This window comes from Hymenobacter aquaticus (genome assembly GCF_004765605.1).
Classification (GTDB): domain Bacteria; phylum Bacteroidota; class Bacteroidia; order Cytophagales; family Hymenobacteraceae; genus Hymenobacter; species Hymenobacter aquaticus.
In genome coordinates, this window is the sequence record NZ_SRLC01000003.1 from 448,608 (window position 1) to 463,849 (window position 15,242).

Below are 15,242 nucleotides of genomic sequence, written 5' to 3' on the forward strand. Positions count from 1 at the left end.
GATAACTACTTACTCACCACGGCCCCGGCCGCTGCTGCGGCCACCGCCGCCACCGCTGTTGCCGCCGCCCATAGAGGGCGAGGAGCTGCCACGGGAAGGCTCCGAGTACGAGCGGCTTGGGGCCTCATAGCTCCGCTGCGGAGCTTCGTACGTGCGCTGGGGCTGCTGCGGCGAGTTGTAGACGCGCTGCCGCCGAACGGGCTGCTCTACGGCTTGGCCACCCGAGTTCTGCCCGTCGTTCTGGCTACCCTGGTTCATGTTGCCAAAACGACGACGCTGCTCGTAGTTCGGGGCCGAGGGAGTCGAAACGCCTTGTTCCCCGGTATTCTCCACGGTGCGCCAGCGGCGGGTGTTGCCCTGCGTCACCTGAGGTTGCTCCATGCCTTGCTCCCGCGTGCCACCGCCCTCTACTACCCGCCCCCGGGTATCTTCGAAGATAGCCGAGCGGCTGCGGCCCGAGCGCACGTTGGGAGTAGTGGAAACCGGCGTTTCGGTTACGCCACCCGCGGCCTGCGGCTGAGCCTGGCGGCCGCGGCCATTCCAGGAAGGCGTGGCGGTGCTGGTCCCCGTCGCATTGCCCGTGGAGGTAACACCATCGACGGGAGCAGCCACGCCGCCTTCCCGTCCGCGGCCCCGACCGGAGCCGGCATCGGTAGTCGTGCGGCCACTGGCCGTCGTAGCTTCTACGCTCCGGCCGCTACGTGGGCCATACCGCACGTTGCGCACGGTACCACCGTAGCCATAATTGCTGTTGCGGTATAAGCCGTTGCGGTAGCCGTCGTAGTAGCCCAGGCCATAGCCACCGCCGTAACCGTAGCCACCGTAACCGTACCCATAGCCGCCGTAGCCGTAGCGCCAGGGGTTGTAATAGGGCCGGCCAATGCCGATGTTGATAATTACGGCCGAGCCACCGTAGTATGGGCCGTAGAAGGGGTCATAATAGCCGTAGCCGGGGCCCCAGCTGTAGGGCGAGTAGCCGTAGGAATACACCCCGCCGCCGTACCAGAACGGGTCGGAGTAGAAGGGGTCGTAGTAACCGTAGCCAAAGCTGCGGTACACGGGCTGGTGAAAGCGCCGGATCCGGGCCGAGTAGCTGTAGTCGTCATCGTAATATTCTGAGCTGCCACCCTGGGCCGACGAACGGCCAGAACCGGAGCTGGCGTAGTCCGGATTGGTTTCTGCGTCGGAGGAGGTGTTGTCCTGCGGCGAGTTATCCGGGGCCGACGCCGTGCTGCGCGCCGGGGCGTTGTAAGTCGTGCGGTCTTTCGACGAATAATACACCCCGTCGCCCTCCGTGGAGGTAAGACCCGAGGTTGTTGCGCAGCCGCCCAGCGCGAGCAGGGCCATGGCGGGCAAAACGGTATTAAGGATTGATTTCATGGCTGCTGACGCTGAAAAGGAGACCTTGCAAGGAACAGAGGGGAGAAACCGCCGAATGGTTGCCTGACTTCTATAGACTGGCGCGGTGAGCTCCAGTTTAATAACGTAATTTGGCCCCGAAACGGTGCCCTTTTCCTATGACAAATCTTATACCAGATTGGGGAACTATTTCGCTTACCCAAAGATACCTCGAAGATGAGTAAAAGTTTGCCGAAACGCAGCGAAGATTATTCGCTGTGGTACAACGAGTTGGTAAAGCGGGCCGGCCTGGCCGAAAACTCCGCCGTGCGGGGCTGCATGGTCATCAAACCCTACGGCTACGCCATCTGGGAGAAGATGCAGCGCCAGCTCGACGACATGTTCAAGCGCACGGGCCACCAGAATGCGTATTTCCCGCTGTTCGTGCCCAAAAGCCTGTTTGAAGCCGAGGAAAAAAACGCGGAAGGCTTTGCCAAGGAATGCGCCGTAGTAACCCACTACCGCCTGCAGAACGACCCGGACAAGCCCGGCAAGCTCCGCGTGGACCCCAACGCCAAGCTTGAAGAAGAGCTGATCGTGCGGCCCACTTCGGAGGCTATTATCTGGAGCACCTACAAAAACTGGATTCAGAGCTACCGCGACCTGCCCCTGCTGATCAACCAGTGGGCCAACGTGGTGCGCTGGGAGATGCGCACCCGCCTGTTTTTGCGCACCGCTGAGTTCCTCTGGCAGGAAGGCCACACGGCCCACGCCACCGCCGAGGAAGCCGTAGCCGAAACCCGGCAGATGCTGGAAGTGTACGCCCAGTTTGCCGAGGAATGGATGGCGCTGCCCGTAGTGAAAGGCGTGAAAACCGAGAATGAGCGGTTTGCCGGCGCCCTCGACACGTATTGCATCGAAGGCTTGATGCAGGATGGCAAGGCGCTGCAGGCCGGTACCTCGCACTTCCTGGGCCAGAACTTCGCCAAGGCCTTCGACGTGCAGTTTACCAACAAGGAAGGCCAGCTGGAGCACGTATGGGGTACCTCGTGGGGGGTAAGCACCCGCCTGATGGGCGCCCTGATCATGAGCCATTCCGACGACGAAGGCCTGGTGCTGCCGCCTAAGCTGGCCCCGATTCAGGTGGTCATCGTGCCGATTTACAAGACCGGCCAGCTGGAAGAACTCACCGAGCGGATCCGGCCCATGCAGCTGGGCCTGGCCGAGCGCGGCATCAGCGTGAAGTTTGACGACCGGGACACCGAGCGGCCCGGCTTCAAGTTTGCCGAGTGGGAGCTGAAAGGCGTGCCGGTGCGCATTGCCGTGGGCATGCGTGACCTGGACAACGGCACCGTGGAAGTGGCTCGCCGCGACACGAAGGAGAAAATGAACCTGCCGCTGGCCGACATCGTGAACAGCGTAGACCAGCTGCTGACCGACATCCAAACCAACATCTACCAGCGCGCCCTGAACTTCCGCGAAACGCATACCACCCGCGTGGATACGTACGAGGAGTTCAAGCAGGCCCTGGAAGGCGAAGGCGGCTTCGTGGTGGCCCACTGGGACGGCACTTCCGAAACCGAGGAGCGCATCAAAGAGGAAACTAAGGCGACTATCCGCTGCATTGCCCTGAACGAGCCCGAGGAAGAAGGCACCTGCATCCTGACCGGCAAGCCCAGCAGCCGGCGCGTGTACTTCGCCCGGGCCTACTAGACCACGAATCGGCTACGCCGAGCTCCGTTCCGACGGATTTCTCGGATTGGCCGGATTTCGGGACGCTCTGTTGTCCCGACTTAACCAAAAGCCCTGCTACCACTGGTAGCGGGGCTTTTGATTTTGGGCAGTTATTGCGCGGCCTGAATAGCGGTGGCCAGCTCGTCATCAGAGAGGTTGTCGAGCCAGTCTTTGCCCAGCTCCAGGCGCACGGTTTGGGCCCCGCCGCTGGGCGTGCACACGACGGGAACGGCCCCCTCTTCGGTTTCGCTCAGGGAAGTGGCCTGGTCGGCGGTGCTGCTTTCTACGGCGGCGTAGGCCTGCACGCAGGTCCAGCGGGTGTTATCGGCGGTGGTTACTTCGCGTTGTTTCATCATGGGGCTGCATACGCGGCCCCGGCGGTAATGATGCGCGCCGGCCTCAGACGACCAGCACCGGCGCGGAGCGCGGAACGGCGGCCGCCGCAACGGCACGCTGGGCCTGCTGCACGTGGCGCTGCTGGTGGGCTACCACGAACTGCAGGGCCTCGCCGATCCGCAGCTTGAGCAGCCGGAAAAACTCGACGCGCACGGCCTTGCGGTTCAGGTTGGTGCCCGGCGCGGCGGCCAGCAGCTCCAGCAGGCGCTGCTGGTGCTGCTGAAACTCGTCTACTACTTCCGGCCCCAGCTGGCTGCCCGCCGGGTTCATGTGCTTGATGGTCGTGTGCTTTTTGCCGTTGTCGGGCCGCACCGTGTCGTAGGATTTGCGGCCCAGCCACGAAAAGCCGACTTCGTGCGGAGTCATATTTACCGCCTTGCCGGACAGTGCTTGTGCCAGCTCCGAGTTGTAAAACCGGCTGTAGCGGTTCAGGTGCTCCAGACATTCGAGGGCGCTCCAGCTGGCGGGTGTGGGCTTGAAATTCAACGCCGCCAGGTCGAGGGTTTGGAGGTGGCGGGCGGCGGTTTGCAGCTCCCGTACCTGGTCGGTGAGCTGGCGCAAAAGAATGGTTGAAAGCATGGCTAGGGCGTGAAAGTTGACAGACCCAAAGGTGGCGGCCCCGCGCCTGCCAAACCTTGACCGGAATCAAGATTTAGCGCAGCCGGCTCAGGGTTTCGGGCGTCATGCGCAGGTAGGAGGCAATGTACTTTTTGGGCACCAGCTGAAAAATATGCGGGCTGCGGGCCAGCAGCCGGGCCAGGCGCCGCTCGGGCTCGGGCAGCAGCAAGTCAATTTCCCGCTCGATGCGGCCCACCAGCACCCGCTCCAGCTCCTGCCGCCAAAACCGGGCAAACGCGGCGTTACGCTCCACAAACTCGGTGAAGTCGGTGCGGGAAAGAGCCAGCAGCTCGCACTTTTTCAGGGCCTGCAGGCAGTAGTCGGAAGGCTGATTGGCCACGAACGAAGGAAAGGAGCACACCATGTTGTTGGCGTAGCCGAAGCCCACGCAGATTTCTTCGGCCGGGGTCGGAAAAAAGATGCGCAGCACGCCGCTGGTCACGAAGTACAGGTGGTGCTCCAGCTGCCCGGCCTGAATCAGAAAGTCGCCGCGCCGGAGCGTGACCCGCCGTTTCCAGAGCGTCAGAAACTCCTCGATATCGGCGGCGCTCAAATACGGTACGGGCCGCAGCACGGCCGCCAGCATGGCTAACCCATCATCGGGAGGCGCAGCGGACATACAACGAGAGTAAAGGGAAATACTGCGCCTAAAATAGCAGTTCCGAGCCGTTGCCCGGCGCGGCGGGCCATCCTTTTCTGCGTATATTTAGCATACCCTATACCCACCTTGCTTATGGACTGGATTACCATTGCGCTACTGCTCCTGTTTGGCCTGCTGTTTCTGGTGGCCGAAGTGTTGTTTATTCCCGGCACCACGCTGGTCGGGCTGGTGGGCTTCGCGCTGCTGGCCACCGGCATCTGGCTGGGCTACCGCGACTTTGGCAGCTCGACCGGCCACATCACGCTCGTTACGGCGGCCGTGCTGGCGGGCCTGATTCTCTACATTGGCTTGCGGCCCAAAAACCTGCATAAGTTCGCCCTTACCGACGTGAACAACAGCAGCGTCCGGGACGCGCGGCGCCCCGATATCGAGCCGGGCTCAGTGGGCCGCACGCTGTCGGCGCTGCGCCCGGCGGGCACGGCCCTGTTCGAGGACGACCGGCGCGAAGTCGTGACGCGGGGTGAGTTTCTGGCGGCCGGCACGATGGTCCGCGTGCTGGGCATCGAGCAAAACCGCATCGTGGTGGAGCAGGCCGCCTGAGGGCCGCTGCTTGCCAAGCTGCACGGAAAACCAGCTAAAAACTCGTAACTCGGCCCCGGTACCTAGCCCTCCTCCATGAACCTGCCCTTCGCCCCGATTATCATAGCCGCCATTGCGCTGCTGGTATTCCTGTACTTTTTCCCCATCAGCCTCTGGATTACGGCCATCTTTTCCGGCGTCCGGGTCAGCTTGTTCCAACTGGTGCTGATGCGGGTGCGCAAGGTGTCGCCCACACTGATCGTCAACTCGCTGATAACCGCCACCAAGGCCGGGCTGCACATTACCAGCAACGAGCTGGAAACCCACTACTTGGCCGGCGGCAACGTGCCCAACGTCATTAAAGCGCTGATTTCGGCCGACAAAGCCAACATTCCGCTCGACTTCAAGCAGGCCACGGCCATCGACCTGGCGGGCCGCAACGTGTTTGAGGCCGTGACGACCTCCGTGAACCCCAAGGTAATTAACACGCCCAACGTAGCGGCCGTGTCGCAGGACGGCATTCAGCTCATCGTTATTGCCCGCGTCACGGTGCGGGCCAACATCACCCAGCTCGTGGGCGGGGCCGGCGAAGAAACCATCCTGGCCCGCGTCGGCGAAGGCATCGTGACCAGCATCGGCTCGTCGCTCTCGCACAAGGAAGTGCTCGAAAACCCCGACAAAATATCTAAGCTCGTGCTCAGCAAGGGCCTGGATGCCGGCACGGCCTTCGAAATTCTCTCCATCGACATTGCCGACATCGACATCGGAGAAAACATCGGGGCCAAGCTCCAGATCGACCAGGCTACGGCCGACCTGAAAGTGGCCGAGGCCAAAGCCGAGGAGCGCCGGGCAATGGCCGTGGCCGTGGAGCAGGAAAACCGCGCCAAAACCCAGGAAGCCAAGGCCCGCGTGGTAGAGGCCGAAGCTGAAATCCCGAAAGCCATTGCCGACGCCTTCCGCTCGGGCAACCTGGGCGTGATGGACTACTACAAGATGCGCAACGTGCAGGCCGACACCGACATGCGCGACTCCATAGCCAACCCCGGCGGCCAGAGCAGCAGCACGAAACCCGGCCGCGACGAGCAGCGTCTTAGCTAGGGCTAGCAGCTATTTCCTACCATAAAAAAGCCCCATCCGCTACCGGATGGGGCTTTTTTGTGGTAAACTACCTATCCTGGAGCTGCCGTGCGCTAAGTGGTTGCCTTAGCCAGTCGACACCGCCAGCGTCTTACTTTTTCGTAATCCGGAACTCGACGCGGCGGTTGAGCTTGCGGGTTTCTTCCTGGTCGTTGCTGGCAATCGGCTTGGTGTCGCCGAAGCCCTCGGTGGTAATCCGGTTGCCGCTGATGCCCTTCGACACGAGGTACTTTTTCACCTCGTTCACGCGGTCCTGGCTGAGCTTCAGGTTCAGGGCCGGGTCGCCCTGGTTGTCGGTGTGGCCTTCCAGCTTAATTTCCACCGTCGGGTAGTCCTTCAGAACCCGCACCAAGCGCAACAGCTCGGGGTAGGAGTTGTCGCGCAGGTAGTATTTGCTCTGGGCAAAGAAGATGTTGGTCAGCTTGATGGTGGAGCCCACGGCAAACGGCACCAGAAACAGGTCGTGGGTCACCTCGGAGTAGTTCTGCCGGTCCGTCACGTCCAGGTTGTCGCTTTCGGCCAGGTAGTTTTCGGCTTCGGCGCGGTAGCCGTAGTGGGCCCCCGAGGGCAGCACGATGGTATAGGAGCCGTCCACCGGGCTGGTTTCCGCCACCCCGATTTCTTCGCCCGTCAGCAGGTTTTCGTACTTGATAGTAGCCGCCACGGGCTTTTTGGTGGAGGCATCCAGCACCCGGCCGCGCACCAGCGTCACCACTTCGGGCTTGAACTGGGGCGTGAGGTTGATGCGGAAGATGTCGCGCGAGCCGCCGATTCCATTGCGCGACGACACTAGGTAAGCATCTTCGCCGGCCGCCGACAGCGTGAAGTAGCCGTCGAAGTCGGGGGAGTTGATGTTGGGGCCCAGGTTGCGGGGCTTGCTCCAGTTGGTCCAGCTGTCGTCCAGGCGCTTGGAGGAGAAAATATCACTCTTGCCGTAGCCGCCCAGTCCTTCCGAGGCAAAGTAGAGCGTCTTGCCATCGGCGGCCAGGAAAGGCGCAAACTCGGCTTTCTTGGTATTTATCGTGCTGCCCAGGTTTTTGGGCCGGGTCCAGGTGCGCTTGTCTTCCTTCAGGAAGCTGGCGTAGATATCCTGCTGGCCCTGTCCGTCTTTGCGCTGCACAGCCATCAGCAACACCTTGCCCGAGGTACCCAGGAAGTAGTCGACGTTTTCCTCGTCGTCGTTATAAAAGTCCTCAATTTCAATTTTGACGGGCATGCCCCAGCCCGTCTTGGTGCGGCGCGAGATGCTGGCGCCTTTCGGGTCCAGCGTGCCATCGGGGTTATACACGTTGATGAGCACCGCCGTATTGCCGTCCGACGACACCGAGGCCAGGCCGTTGGGGCCGGGCGTATTGATGGGGCCACCGATGTTTTTGGCCTGGTTCCAGGTTTTCTTGGCGGCATTGGCCAGCGTGCTGTACCACACGTCCTGCACGTCGTTGCTGCCGCCCACGTTCTGCGGGCTTTCCTGGCGGGCAAAGAACAGGGTCTTGCCGTCGGGCGAAATCACCGGGTGGGTATCCACGTACTTCGAGTTGACGTTCTGGCCCAGGTTCACCATGGCCGAGTCGAAGCTCACGCCTTCGGCTTCACCCTTGAACTCCTTTTTTACCATCGTCTCGGCCACGTCGGCAATGCCGATGGCGTCGATCTGGTTGACGCCTTCCACGGCCTTGGTATTCATGGAAACCACCACGCCGATGGTGCGGTAGGTGCCGGCGGCAAACGTGACGCTCAGGGAGCGAAACAGCTCCGGAACGGGGCCGGGGCTCTTGTTTTCGTAGACCTGGTGCTTGGTGCCCCGGGTATCGACCAGCTCGATTTTAGTGATGGAGCCCGGATTGAAGTTTTCGACGACCGTCACTTGCTTGGCAATGATGGATTTGCCGTAGCGCACCTCAATAAACTCGTTGGCCCCTTCCTTCTTCGGAATCCAGGCGTCGTTGTTGATTTGCCCCAGCGGCTGCGCGTTTGGCTCGCCCAGCACTTTTTCGGGGGAAAAAGCTTCCTTTCCTTCGGCTTTTTGGGAGGATACTGCTACTACTTTCGCCGCCCAGATGGCCCGCTGCGCCTGCGCCCAGCTACCCATTCCAACAATTAATCCAAAGGAGAGAACAAGTTTTCGAACAAACATAAGCTATATGGCAAAACAAAGGCCTCCGGAAGCACCGGGTCGGCTCTTACGACAGATCTGGACTCTCAAGACGTCCTGAGCTGCAAGGAGGTTTCGGCGCGCTGCGAAAGGCAAGCCAAAAATACGCACTCCGAAAGCTCCGGCGCGTTTTTTTTGTCTAAAACCCAGATTGACTCGGTGGTTGCAGCGCGCTTACCGATTAGCTAACTTACGCATTATCGGTTGTTTTCTCCTAGCTGGCCGATTGCTTCGTCCTCATGCGTTGGTGTCGCGCCTACTGTTGTGCTCTGTGGAGTTGTCTGCTGCTGGTCTTGTCGGAAGTGGCAAACCCGGCGGCGGCGCAGGTGCTGGTGCCCGAAACTACCTCTGTCCCTGCCGATTCGCTGTTGCTGCTTTCGTTTCGGGCCCGGCGCGTGGGCGTGAGCACCTACTCCCAGCAAACCGAGCTGCGGGGCCGCCTGCTGCTCACGCCCCGCCAAACGGTGCACTACCGCCTACTCAGCGACTGGATCTACGATGAGCGGGGCCACCCACCGTTTGTGCGGGAAGATTACGGCGCCTACGCGTTGCAGACCGTAGCGCTGAGCCGCCGCTGGCAGGTGGGGCAGCTGGTGCACTACGAGCAAAGCCGGGCCAACGCCACCCGCACCGGCGCCTGGCAGGCCCGCCTGGGCTACCAGCACCGCCTGCGCCCCGCCACGGCTCTGGACACTCTGTCGGTGGCGCGCTACGTGCTGCTGGGCGGGGCGGCCTACGACGTGCGCAACGGCCGCCGCGACCTGGGCCCCTCTTACGGGCTGGAAGTCACGACGCTGGTGTACCCCGGGCAGCAGGCCAAAGACCCGGTGGCCGTGCGCCTGTTTGGGACCCGGGCGCAGCTGGGCCCGCGGGTGTGGCAGCGCACCCTGGCCGAAGGTTTCTACGCCCGCACGTTCGACGCCTTTTCCAGCGGCTCGCTGCGCCTGGGCTACCGCTCTAACCGGGCCGAAGACTACGTGCCGGGCAACGTGCAGCGCATTCAGAGCGACACGATTGCCGGGCAGCTCAGCTGGGTGTATCAGCTCAGCGACAAAGCCTCCTTTCGCTCCGACAACCTGCTGGCGCTACCCAGCCGGGCTTTTGCTTACCGCCCACTAGGTCCCGAAGCCGACACGGTGCAGAACCTGGGCTACCGGCAGCAGGAGCTCGACACGCGCCAGGAAGTGCGGGTAGCCAGCAAAAAGCTGCAGTTCGTGCTCCTGTTCAACTACCGGGAGCGAAACCGCAACTACGCCCTGGAAAACAACCGCCGCCTCTCCCCCGCCCGCCTGAACGCGGCGACCGAGCGGGAGCAGATCAAGGACATTTCGGAGAAAACCACCCTGTGGCAGTCGGAGCTGACGTGGCTGCCCCTGCCCCGCCACTCGCTTACGGTGCTGGGCTCGGCGCAGCTTTTGCGCGTGGATACGCCCAGCAAGGAAAACGACCAGGACCGGGACGAGGCCCAGCACAGCCTGCGCCTGGTGTGGGTGGGCCGCTGGGCCGGCGCGTTTCGCACTTCCCTGGCGGTGGGCGGCGAGTATCGGCAGTTTGTATTTATCCGGGCTTCGCAAAGCGCCGAAAACTACACCGACCGGCTGCTACACTGGGAACCGTCGTTTACCTGGGCTCCGGGCCGCTTCAGTTTGAAATCGACCTACCACCTGTGGGTGAGCTACCAGGTGCGCGACCGGCTGAGTGAGCAGCTGAAAAACCGCGCCAGCCGGGTGCTGGAGCAGCAGCAGCACGTGGGTTACCAGTTTACGCCCCGCCTGCTGGCCTCCCTGGATTACATTCGGCGCGAAAACCGCATCGGGCTGCTCAACTGGCAGCAGTTTAAGGAAAGCCCCCTCGACACGTCCATCACCCACGACCTGGCGGCCAGCCTGCGCCACAGCTGGAGCGGCCTGCGTGGCACCAGCAGCCTGCGCCTGGGCTACCGGTTTCTGGAGCAGCGCAGCCACGGCCGCGCGGCCCTGCTCGACGCGGCCAGCGGCGCGGGCTCCACCCTGATTTACCTGCGCAGCCTCACCCGCCAGCAGGGCCCCGACCTGGCCTACGAGCGACGCTCCCAGGCGGGCTTCACCGTGGTGGGTAGCATCTGGCTGCAGCAGCTGCGCACGTTTTACCGCTACACCGAAGGGCAGGGTCCCTACGTCGGGGCCGGGTATACCATCGAAGACCTGCGGCGCGAAACCCGGAACCTGTACCCCTACTTCGAGGTGGCCGTCAACTGGCGGATTCGCACGTTCCGGCGAGTATAGCACAGCGCGTAGCACGCACAAAGGCCCGGCCGCCGGATGGCAGTCGGGCCTTTTGCAAGGTGGTACTACGCGTGGGCCGCTTAGGGCTGCAGCGTGAAGTTGCGCGTTACCGAGTTGAACGGGCCGGGAATCAGGTTGCCGCTGGCATCTACCAGTTCCAGCTTCACCGTGTTCTGGCCGGCGGGCAGGCCTTCCATCATAAACGGAGCCCACTGATCCAGCATAAACTCGGTGCCGTTGATGGTAGCCCGCACTTTGTTGCCTTCCGGCGACAACGTGGTGTTTACCAGGTAGAAGTCCAGCATCACCTTGGCCGCGTCTTTGCCCGAGTACGTGTCTTTGGGGCGGCTGTAGAACAGGTGGGGGCTCTGTAGGTCGACGTTCAGCGGGGTAGTTGGGGCGTTGCCCACCGTAATGACGCGCAGGTCATACGCGCCGCGGTGCTTGAGGCTTTCGTGGTAGGAGCGCGACAAAAACGACAGCACTACGTGTTGTCCGTCGGCAATAGGTTTCGTAAATTCCGTGGTGTAATGAGCGGTATACGGCTCATTGTCAACGATATTATGGATGTGCTGACCCTTTTCCGAGTTTGCCATTTCCTCCGAGTGCATCCCGCCCGTCATCTTGGTGAGCTGGAAGTTGGTGATGTCGTAGTCGAACGACACGTTACCGCTGGGCACCGTCGAGCCCGTCACCGGCGACTTAAGCTGCAGCTGGGCTTCGGGGTTACGGGGCGAGTCCGTGAAAGGCGTCACGCGGATGCCGTTTTTCTCCATGGAAGCCGTGTTAGCCGAGGGCACGCGTTCGGCCGTAGACTGGGAGCCCGACTCTTGTGTTTGTCTAGCCGTGTCGCAGGCAGCCAGACCAAGCAGCATCGCGCTGCCCATTAGTAAAGCAGATGCTTTCATGAGGGAAATGGTGGAAGGGTTAAGAGGACCACCGGACCGCTTGTCCGGCCGCGCCCCGACACCGGGACGACGAATGATTTTTTAAGTACCTTGCGCAATACGTAAGGATTGCTCAAAAGTATATTGATTTTCCGCTATGGAAGAAAAATTGTTGGAAGAAATTCCCTCCCTCGACTTGGCCGATTTCCGTTCCGGTGACCCGGAGCGTAAGGCCCGCTTCGTACAACAGCTCGGCGAAGCTTACCAGAATATCGGTTTCGTGGCCCTGAAGAATCATGGCCTCACCGATGAGCAAACGGCGGCCCTTTACAACGACGTAAAAGCCTTCTTCGCCCTGCCCGACGACGCCAAGCAGCGCTACGAAAACCCCGAACTGGCGGGCCAGCGCGGCTATATCAGCAAAGGAAAAGAGCACGCCAAGGGCCGCAACACCGGCGACCTGAAGGAGTTTTTCCACGTGGGCCAGGAGGTCGACGACGAAAATGACCCCATCAAGAGCGAGTATCCGGACAACATCTGGCCCGCGGAAATTGCCACTTTCCGGGAAAGCACGCTCACCACGTATAAGACGCTGGAAGCGGCTGGCAAAGACGTGCTGCGCGCCATTGCCCTGTACCTGAAACTGCCCGAAAATTATTTCGACGACAAAGTACGCAACGGCAACAGCATCCTGCGGCCCATTCACTACTTCCCCATCGAAAACCCGGATGCAGTTCCCGCCGATGCCGTCCGCGCCGCTGAGCACGGCGACATCAACCTGATTACCTTGCTCATGGGCGCCTCCGCCGATGGCCTGCAGGTGAAGCGCCGCGACGACAAGTGGATTCCGATTACGGCCCTGCCCGACCAGATTGTGGTGAACGTGGGCGACATGCTGCAGCGCCTGACCAACGGCGTGCTGAAAAGCACCATTCACCGCGTGGTGAACCCAGCCCGCGAAAAGATGAACTCCTCGCGCTTCTCGGTGCCGTTCTTCATGCACCCCCGCTCGGAAATGAGCCTGGCCGCCCTGGAAAGCTGCGTAACGCCCGACAACCCGAAGAAGGAAGCCGACATCACCGCCGGCGAATTCCTCAACGAGCGTTTGATTGAACTGGGCCTGAAGAAAAAGTAAGGTCTGTTGAAGAATTAGCTGCCGGTTGTTGAAGCTGCAGGCTCGGACGTTTTCCGGCCCACCGCTCAGCAGCCGGCAGCTTTATTTTTGTTGGGTATCACCGCCTTAGTGACGCCGCCGGGCAGGCTCCGCACTTGCTTTTGCCCCGGCTTTGCGCGTCCTTGCCGGCCTACTACGCTCCTCGCTTTGGAAACGGAAGAAATTCAGCTCGCGCCGCCCCGGGGTACCCGCGGAGCCCGCACCAAGCGGGTGCGAGGAATTATTTTCCTCAAAGACGTGGCAGCCCTGGGGCTTACGGCCTTTGGCGGCCCCCAGGCCCACCTGGCCATGATGCTGCGCCTGCTCGTGGACAAGCGCCGCTACCTGACGGCGGCCGAGCTGCTGGAGCTGACGGCGCTCTGCCAGATTCTGCCCGGTCCCACCTCCACCCAGACTATTACGGCCATTGGCTACCGGCTGGGCGGCCCCAACCTGGCCTACCTCACGGTGCTAATCTGGATGCTGCCCGCCGTGACCCTGATGACGCTGGCGGGCCTCACCATCTCCTACCTCGATAAGGACCAGGTGGCCCACCTGGTGCAGTACATTCAGCCCATTGCGGTAGGGTTCGTGGCGTATTCGGCCTACAAGATTGCCGAGAAGGTTATTCACACCAAAACCTCGGTGGCCCTGATGGTGGCCGCCTCCATGCTGGCGTACCGGTTTCAGCTGCCTTCGGTGCTGCCGCTGCTGCTGCTGGCGGGCGGGGCCATTACTACGTTCCGCTACCGCAAAATGCCGGTGCTGGAGAAGAAGGAGCCCTTGCGCATCGAGTGGGCCAACTTCGCGCTGTGGCTGGCCGTGCTGGTGGGCGCGGCCGTGCTGGGCCACTACACCCGCCTGCTGCCCGTGCGCCTGTTCGAGAACTTCTACCGCAACGGCAGCCTGGTGTTTGGGGGTGGGCAGGTGCTGGCCCCGCTGCTGTTTGCCGAGTTCGTGGAGTTTAAGCACTACCTCTCCACCCAGGAGTTTCTGTCGGGGCTGGGACTGGTGCAGGCCATGCCGGGGCCGAATTTCTCGTTTGCCTCCTACATTGGGGCGTTGGCCATGCGGCAGGAAGGCAGCGGCATCAGCGGCCAGATTCTGGGAGCCGTGGTAGCGGCAGCGGGCATCTTCATGCCCGGCACCCTGCTCATCTTCTTCCTGATTCGGTTCTGGGACCAGCTCAAGCAATACCGCGTCGTCAAGGCTTCGTTGGAGGGCATCAACGCCGTGTCGGCCGGGCTGGTGTGCGCGGCCACGTTTCTGCTGTACCACCCCTTGCCCGATACGCCCATCAACCTGGCGCTGGTGGCGGCCACCTTTCTGGTGCTGCTCTGGGACAAGCTTCCCTCCTACGTCATCGTGCTGGCCGGACTGGCAGCCGGCATCCTGTTTTAGCCGGGCTTCCCTACTGCCCGACCAACCAAAAAGGCCCGCGCTACCGGTAGCGCGGGCCTTTTTGGTATCGGTAATCAGTCGGCTTACTTCTCTAGCAGCAACGACTCGGGCAGGCTCATCAGGTAGTCGCCGTAGCCGCTCTTGCGCAGGGGCTCGGCAATGGCGCGCAGCTGGTCGGCCGTAATAAAGCCCTGACGGTAAGCAATTTCCTCGATGGAACCCACCTTCAGGCCCTGGCGCTGCTCGATAACGCGCACAAACTCGCCGGCCTGCATCAGCGACTCGAACGTGCCGGTGTCGAGCCAGGCGGTGCCGCGGCCCAGAATGCCCACTTTCAGCTTGCCGCGGCGCAGGTATTCCTGGTTGACGTCGGTAATTTCGTACTCGCCGCGGGGGCTGGGCTTCAGGTCCCGGGCAATCTGAATAACCTCGTTGTCGTAGAAATACAGGCCCGGTACGGCGTAGTTGCTCTTGGGCTGCTTGGGCTTTTCCTCGATGCTGAGGGCCTTTTTATTCTCGTCGAACTCCACCACGCCGTAGCGCTCGGGGTCCAGCACGTGGTAGGCGTATACCACGCCGCCCTCGGGGCTGTTGTTGCTTTTGAGCAGCTCTTCCAGGCCTTCCCCGTGGAAGATGTTGTCGCCGAGCACCAGGGCCACTTTGTCGTCACCGATGAAGTCGGCGCCGATGACGAAGGCCTGGGCCAGACCGTTGGGCACTTCCTGCACCGCGTACTGGAAGTTGCAGCCCAGCCGCTGCCCGTCGCCCAAGAGGCGTTTGAACTGCTCCTGGTCGTGGGGCGTGGTGATAATGAGGATTTCGCGGATGCCCGCCATCATCAGAATCGAAAGCGGATAGTAAATCATCGGCTTGTCGTACACCGGCATAAGCTGCTTGCTGACGGCCAGCGTGAGCGGGTGCAAGCGGGTGCCGGAGCCGCCGGCCAGGATAATTCCTTTCATCTGTGAATGAGTGAGTTAGT

General features: G+C 61.8%; 13 protein-coding genes. 6 read left to right on the forward strand and 7 right to left on the reverse strand.

Annotated elements, in window-relative coordinates:
- Positions 1–9: 9 nt before the first annotated feature.
- Positions 10–1,380 carry a hypothetical protein gene (locus E5K00_RS22995; RefSeq protein WP_210114352.1) on the reverse strand — a complete coding sequence of 457 codons (1,371 nt, stop codon included), beginning with the start codon at positions 1,378–1,380 and terminating at the stop codon, positions 10–12.
- A 195-nt stretch (positions 1,381–1,575) separates the two neighbouring features.
- Between E5K00_RS22995 and proS the strand changes: the two genes are divergently transcribed.
- Entirely contained in the window at positions 1,576–3,051 is a 1,476-nt protein-coding gene (gene proS / locus E5K00_RS21715; RefSeq protein ID WP_135465412.1) for a proline--tRNA ligase, read from the forward strand.
- 131 nt (positions 3,052–3,182) lie between these two features.
- Here the strand turns inward: proS and E5K00_RS21720 are convergent, their stop codons facing one another.
- From E5K00_RS21720 to E5K00_RS21730, 3 genes are all read right to left on the reverse strand, one after another.
- Positions 3,183–3,428 carry a hypothetical protein gene (locus tag E5K00_RS21720; RefSeq protein ID WP_245328390.1) on the reverse strand — a complete coding sequence of 82 codons (246 nt, stop codon included), beginning with the start codon at positions 3,426–3,428 and terminating at the stop codon, positions 3,183–3,185.
- A gap of 43 nt (positions 3,429–3,471) precedes the next feature.
- Complete coding sequence (locus tag E5K00_RS21725) at positions 3,472–4,047, reverse strand: DinB family protein (RefSeq protein ID WP_135465413.1); 576 nt, start codon at positions 4,045–4,047, stop codon at positions 3,472–3,474.
- 73 nt (positions 4,048–4,120) lie between these two features.
- Positions 4,121–4,705, reverse strand: coding sequence for a Crp/Fnr family transcriptional regulator (locus E5K00_RS21730; protein WP_135465414.1), 585 nt, complete (start codon positions 4,703–4,705; stop codon positions 4,121–4,123).
- Positions 4,706–4,819: 114 nt separating this feature from the next.
- Between E5K00_RS21730 and E5K00_RS21735 the strand changes: the two genes are divergently transcribed.
- Positions 4,820–5,287, forward strand: a complete 468-nt coding sequence (locus E5K00_RS21735) for an NfeD family protein (protein WP_135465415.1) — start codon at positions 4,820–4,822, stop codon at positions 5,285–5,287.
- 75 nt (positions 5,288–5,362) lie between these two features.
- Positions 5,363–6,364, forward strand: a complete 1,002-nt coding sequence (gene floA / locus E5K00_RS21740; protein ID WP_135465416.1) for a flotillin-like protein FloA — start codon at positions 5,363–5,365, stop codon at positions 6,362–6,364.
- A gap of 130 nt (positions 6,365–6,494) precedes the next feature.
- Here the strand turns inward: floA and E5K00_RS21745 are convergent, their stop codons facing one another.
- Complete coding sequence (locus E5K00_RS21745; protein ID WP_167856995.1) at positions 6,495–8,492, reverse strand: OmpA family protein; 1,998 nt, start codon at positions 8,490–8,492, stop codon at positions 6,495–6,497.
- Between the two features lie 302 nt (positions 8,493–8,794).
- Between E5K00_RS21745 and E5K00_RS21750 the strand changes: the two genes are divergently transcribed.
- Positions 8,795–10,819 (forward strand): hypothetical protein, encoded by a 2,025-nt coding sequence (locus tag E5K00_RS21750; RefSeq protein WP_135465418.1) that lies wholly within the window; start codon positions 8,795–8,797, stop codon positions 10,817–10,819.
- Between the two features lie 80 nt (positions 10,820–10,899).
- On the opposite strand, the gene E5K00_RS21755 is transcribed toward E5K00_RS21750, so the two are convergent.
- Positions 10,900–11,727, reverse strand: coding sequence for a hypothetical protein (locus E5K00_RS21755; RefSeq protein WP_135465419.1), 828 nt, complete (start codon positions 11,725–11,727; stop codon positions 10,900–10,902).
- A gap of 136 nt (positions 11,728–11,863) precedes the next feature.
- Here E5K00_RS21755 and E5K00_RS21760 point away from each other — a divergent pair, with 136 nt between their 5' ends.
- Both E5K00_RS21760 and chrA read left to right on the forward strand, forming a co-directional pair.
- Positions 11,864–12,841 (forward strand): isopenicillin N synthase family dioxygenase, encoded by a 978-nt coding sequence (locus E5K00_RS21760; protein WP_135465420.1) that lies wholly within the window; start codon positions 11,864–11,866, stop codon positions 12,839–12,841.
- A 186-nt stretch (positions 12,842–13,027) separates the two neighbouring features.
- Complete coding sequence (gene chrA / locus E5K00_RS21765; RefSeq protein ID WP_135465421.1) at positions 13,028–14,260, forward strand: chromate efflux transporter; 1,233 nt, start codon at positions 13,028–13,030, stop codon at positions 14,258–14,260.
- A gap of 83 nt (positions 14,261–14,343) precedes the next feature.
- Here the strand turns inward: chrA and rfbA are convergent, their stop codons facing one another.
- Positions 14,344–15,222 (reverse strand): glucose-1-phosphate thymidylyltransferase RfbA, encoded by an 879-nt coding sequence (rfbA, locus tag E5K00_RS21770; RefSeq protein WP_135465422.1) that lies wholly within the window; start codon positions 15,220–15,222, stop codon positions 14,344–14,346.
- Between the last annotated feature and the right edge of the window lie 20 nt (positions 15,223–15,242).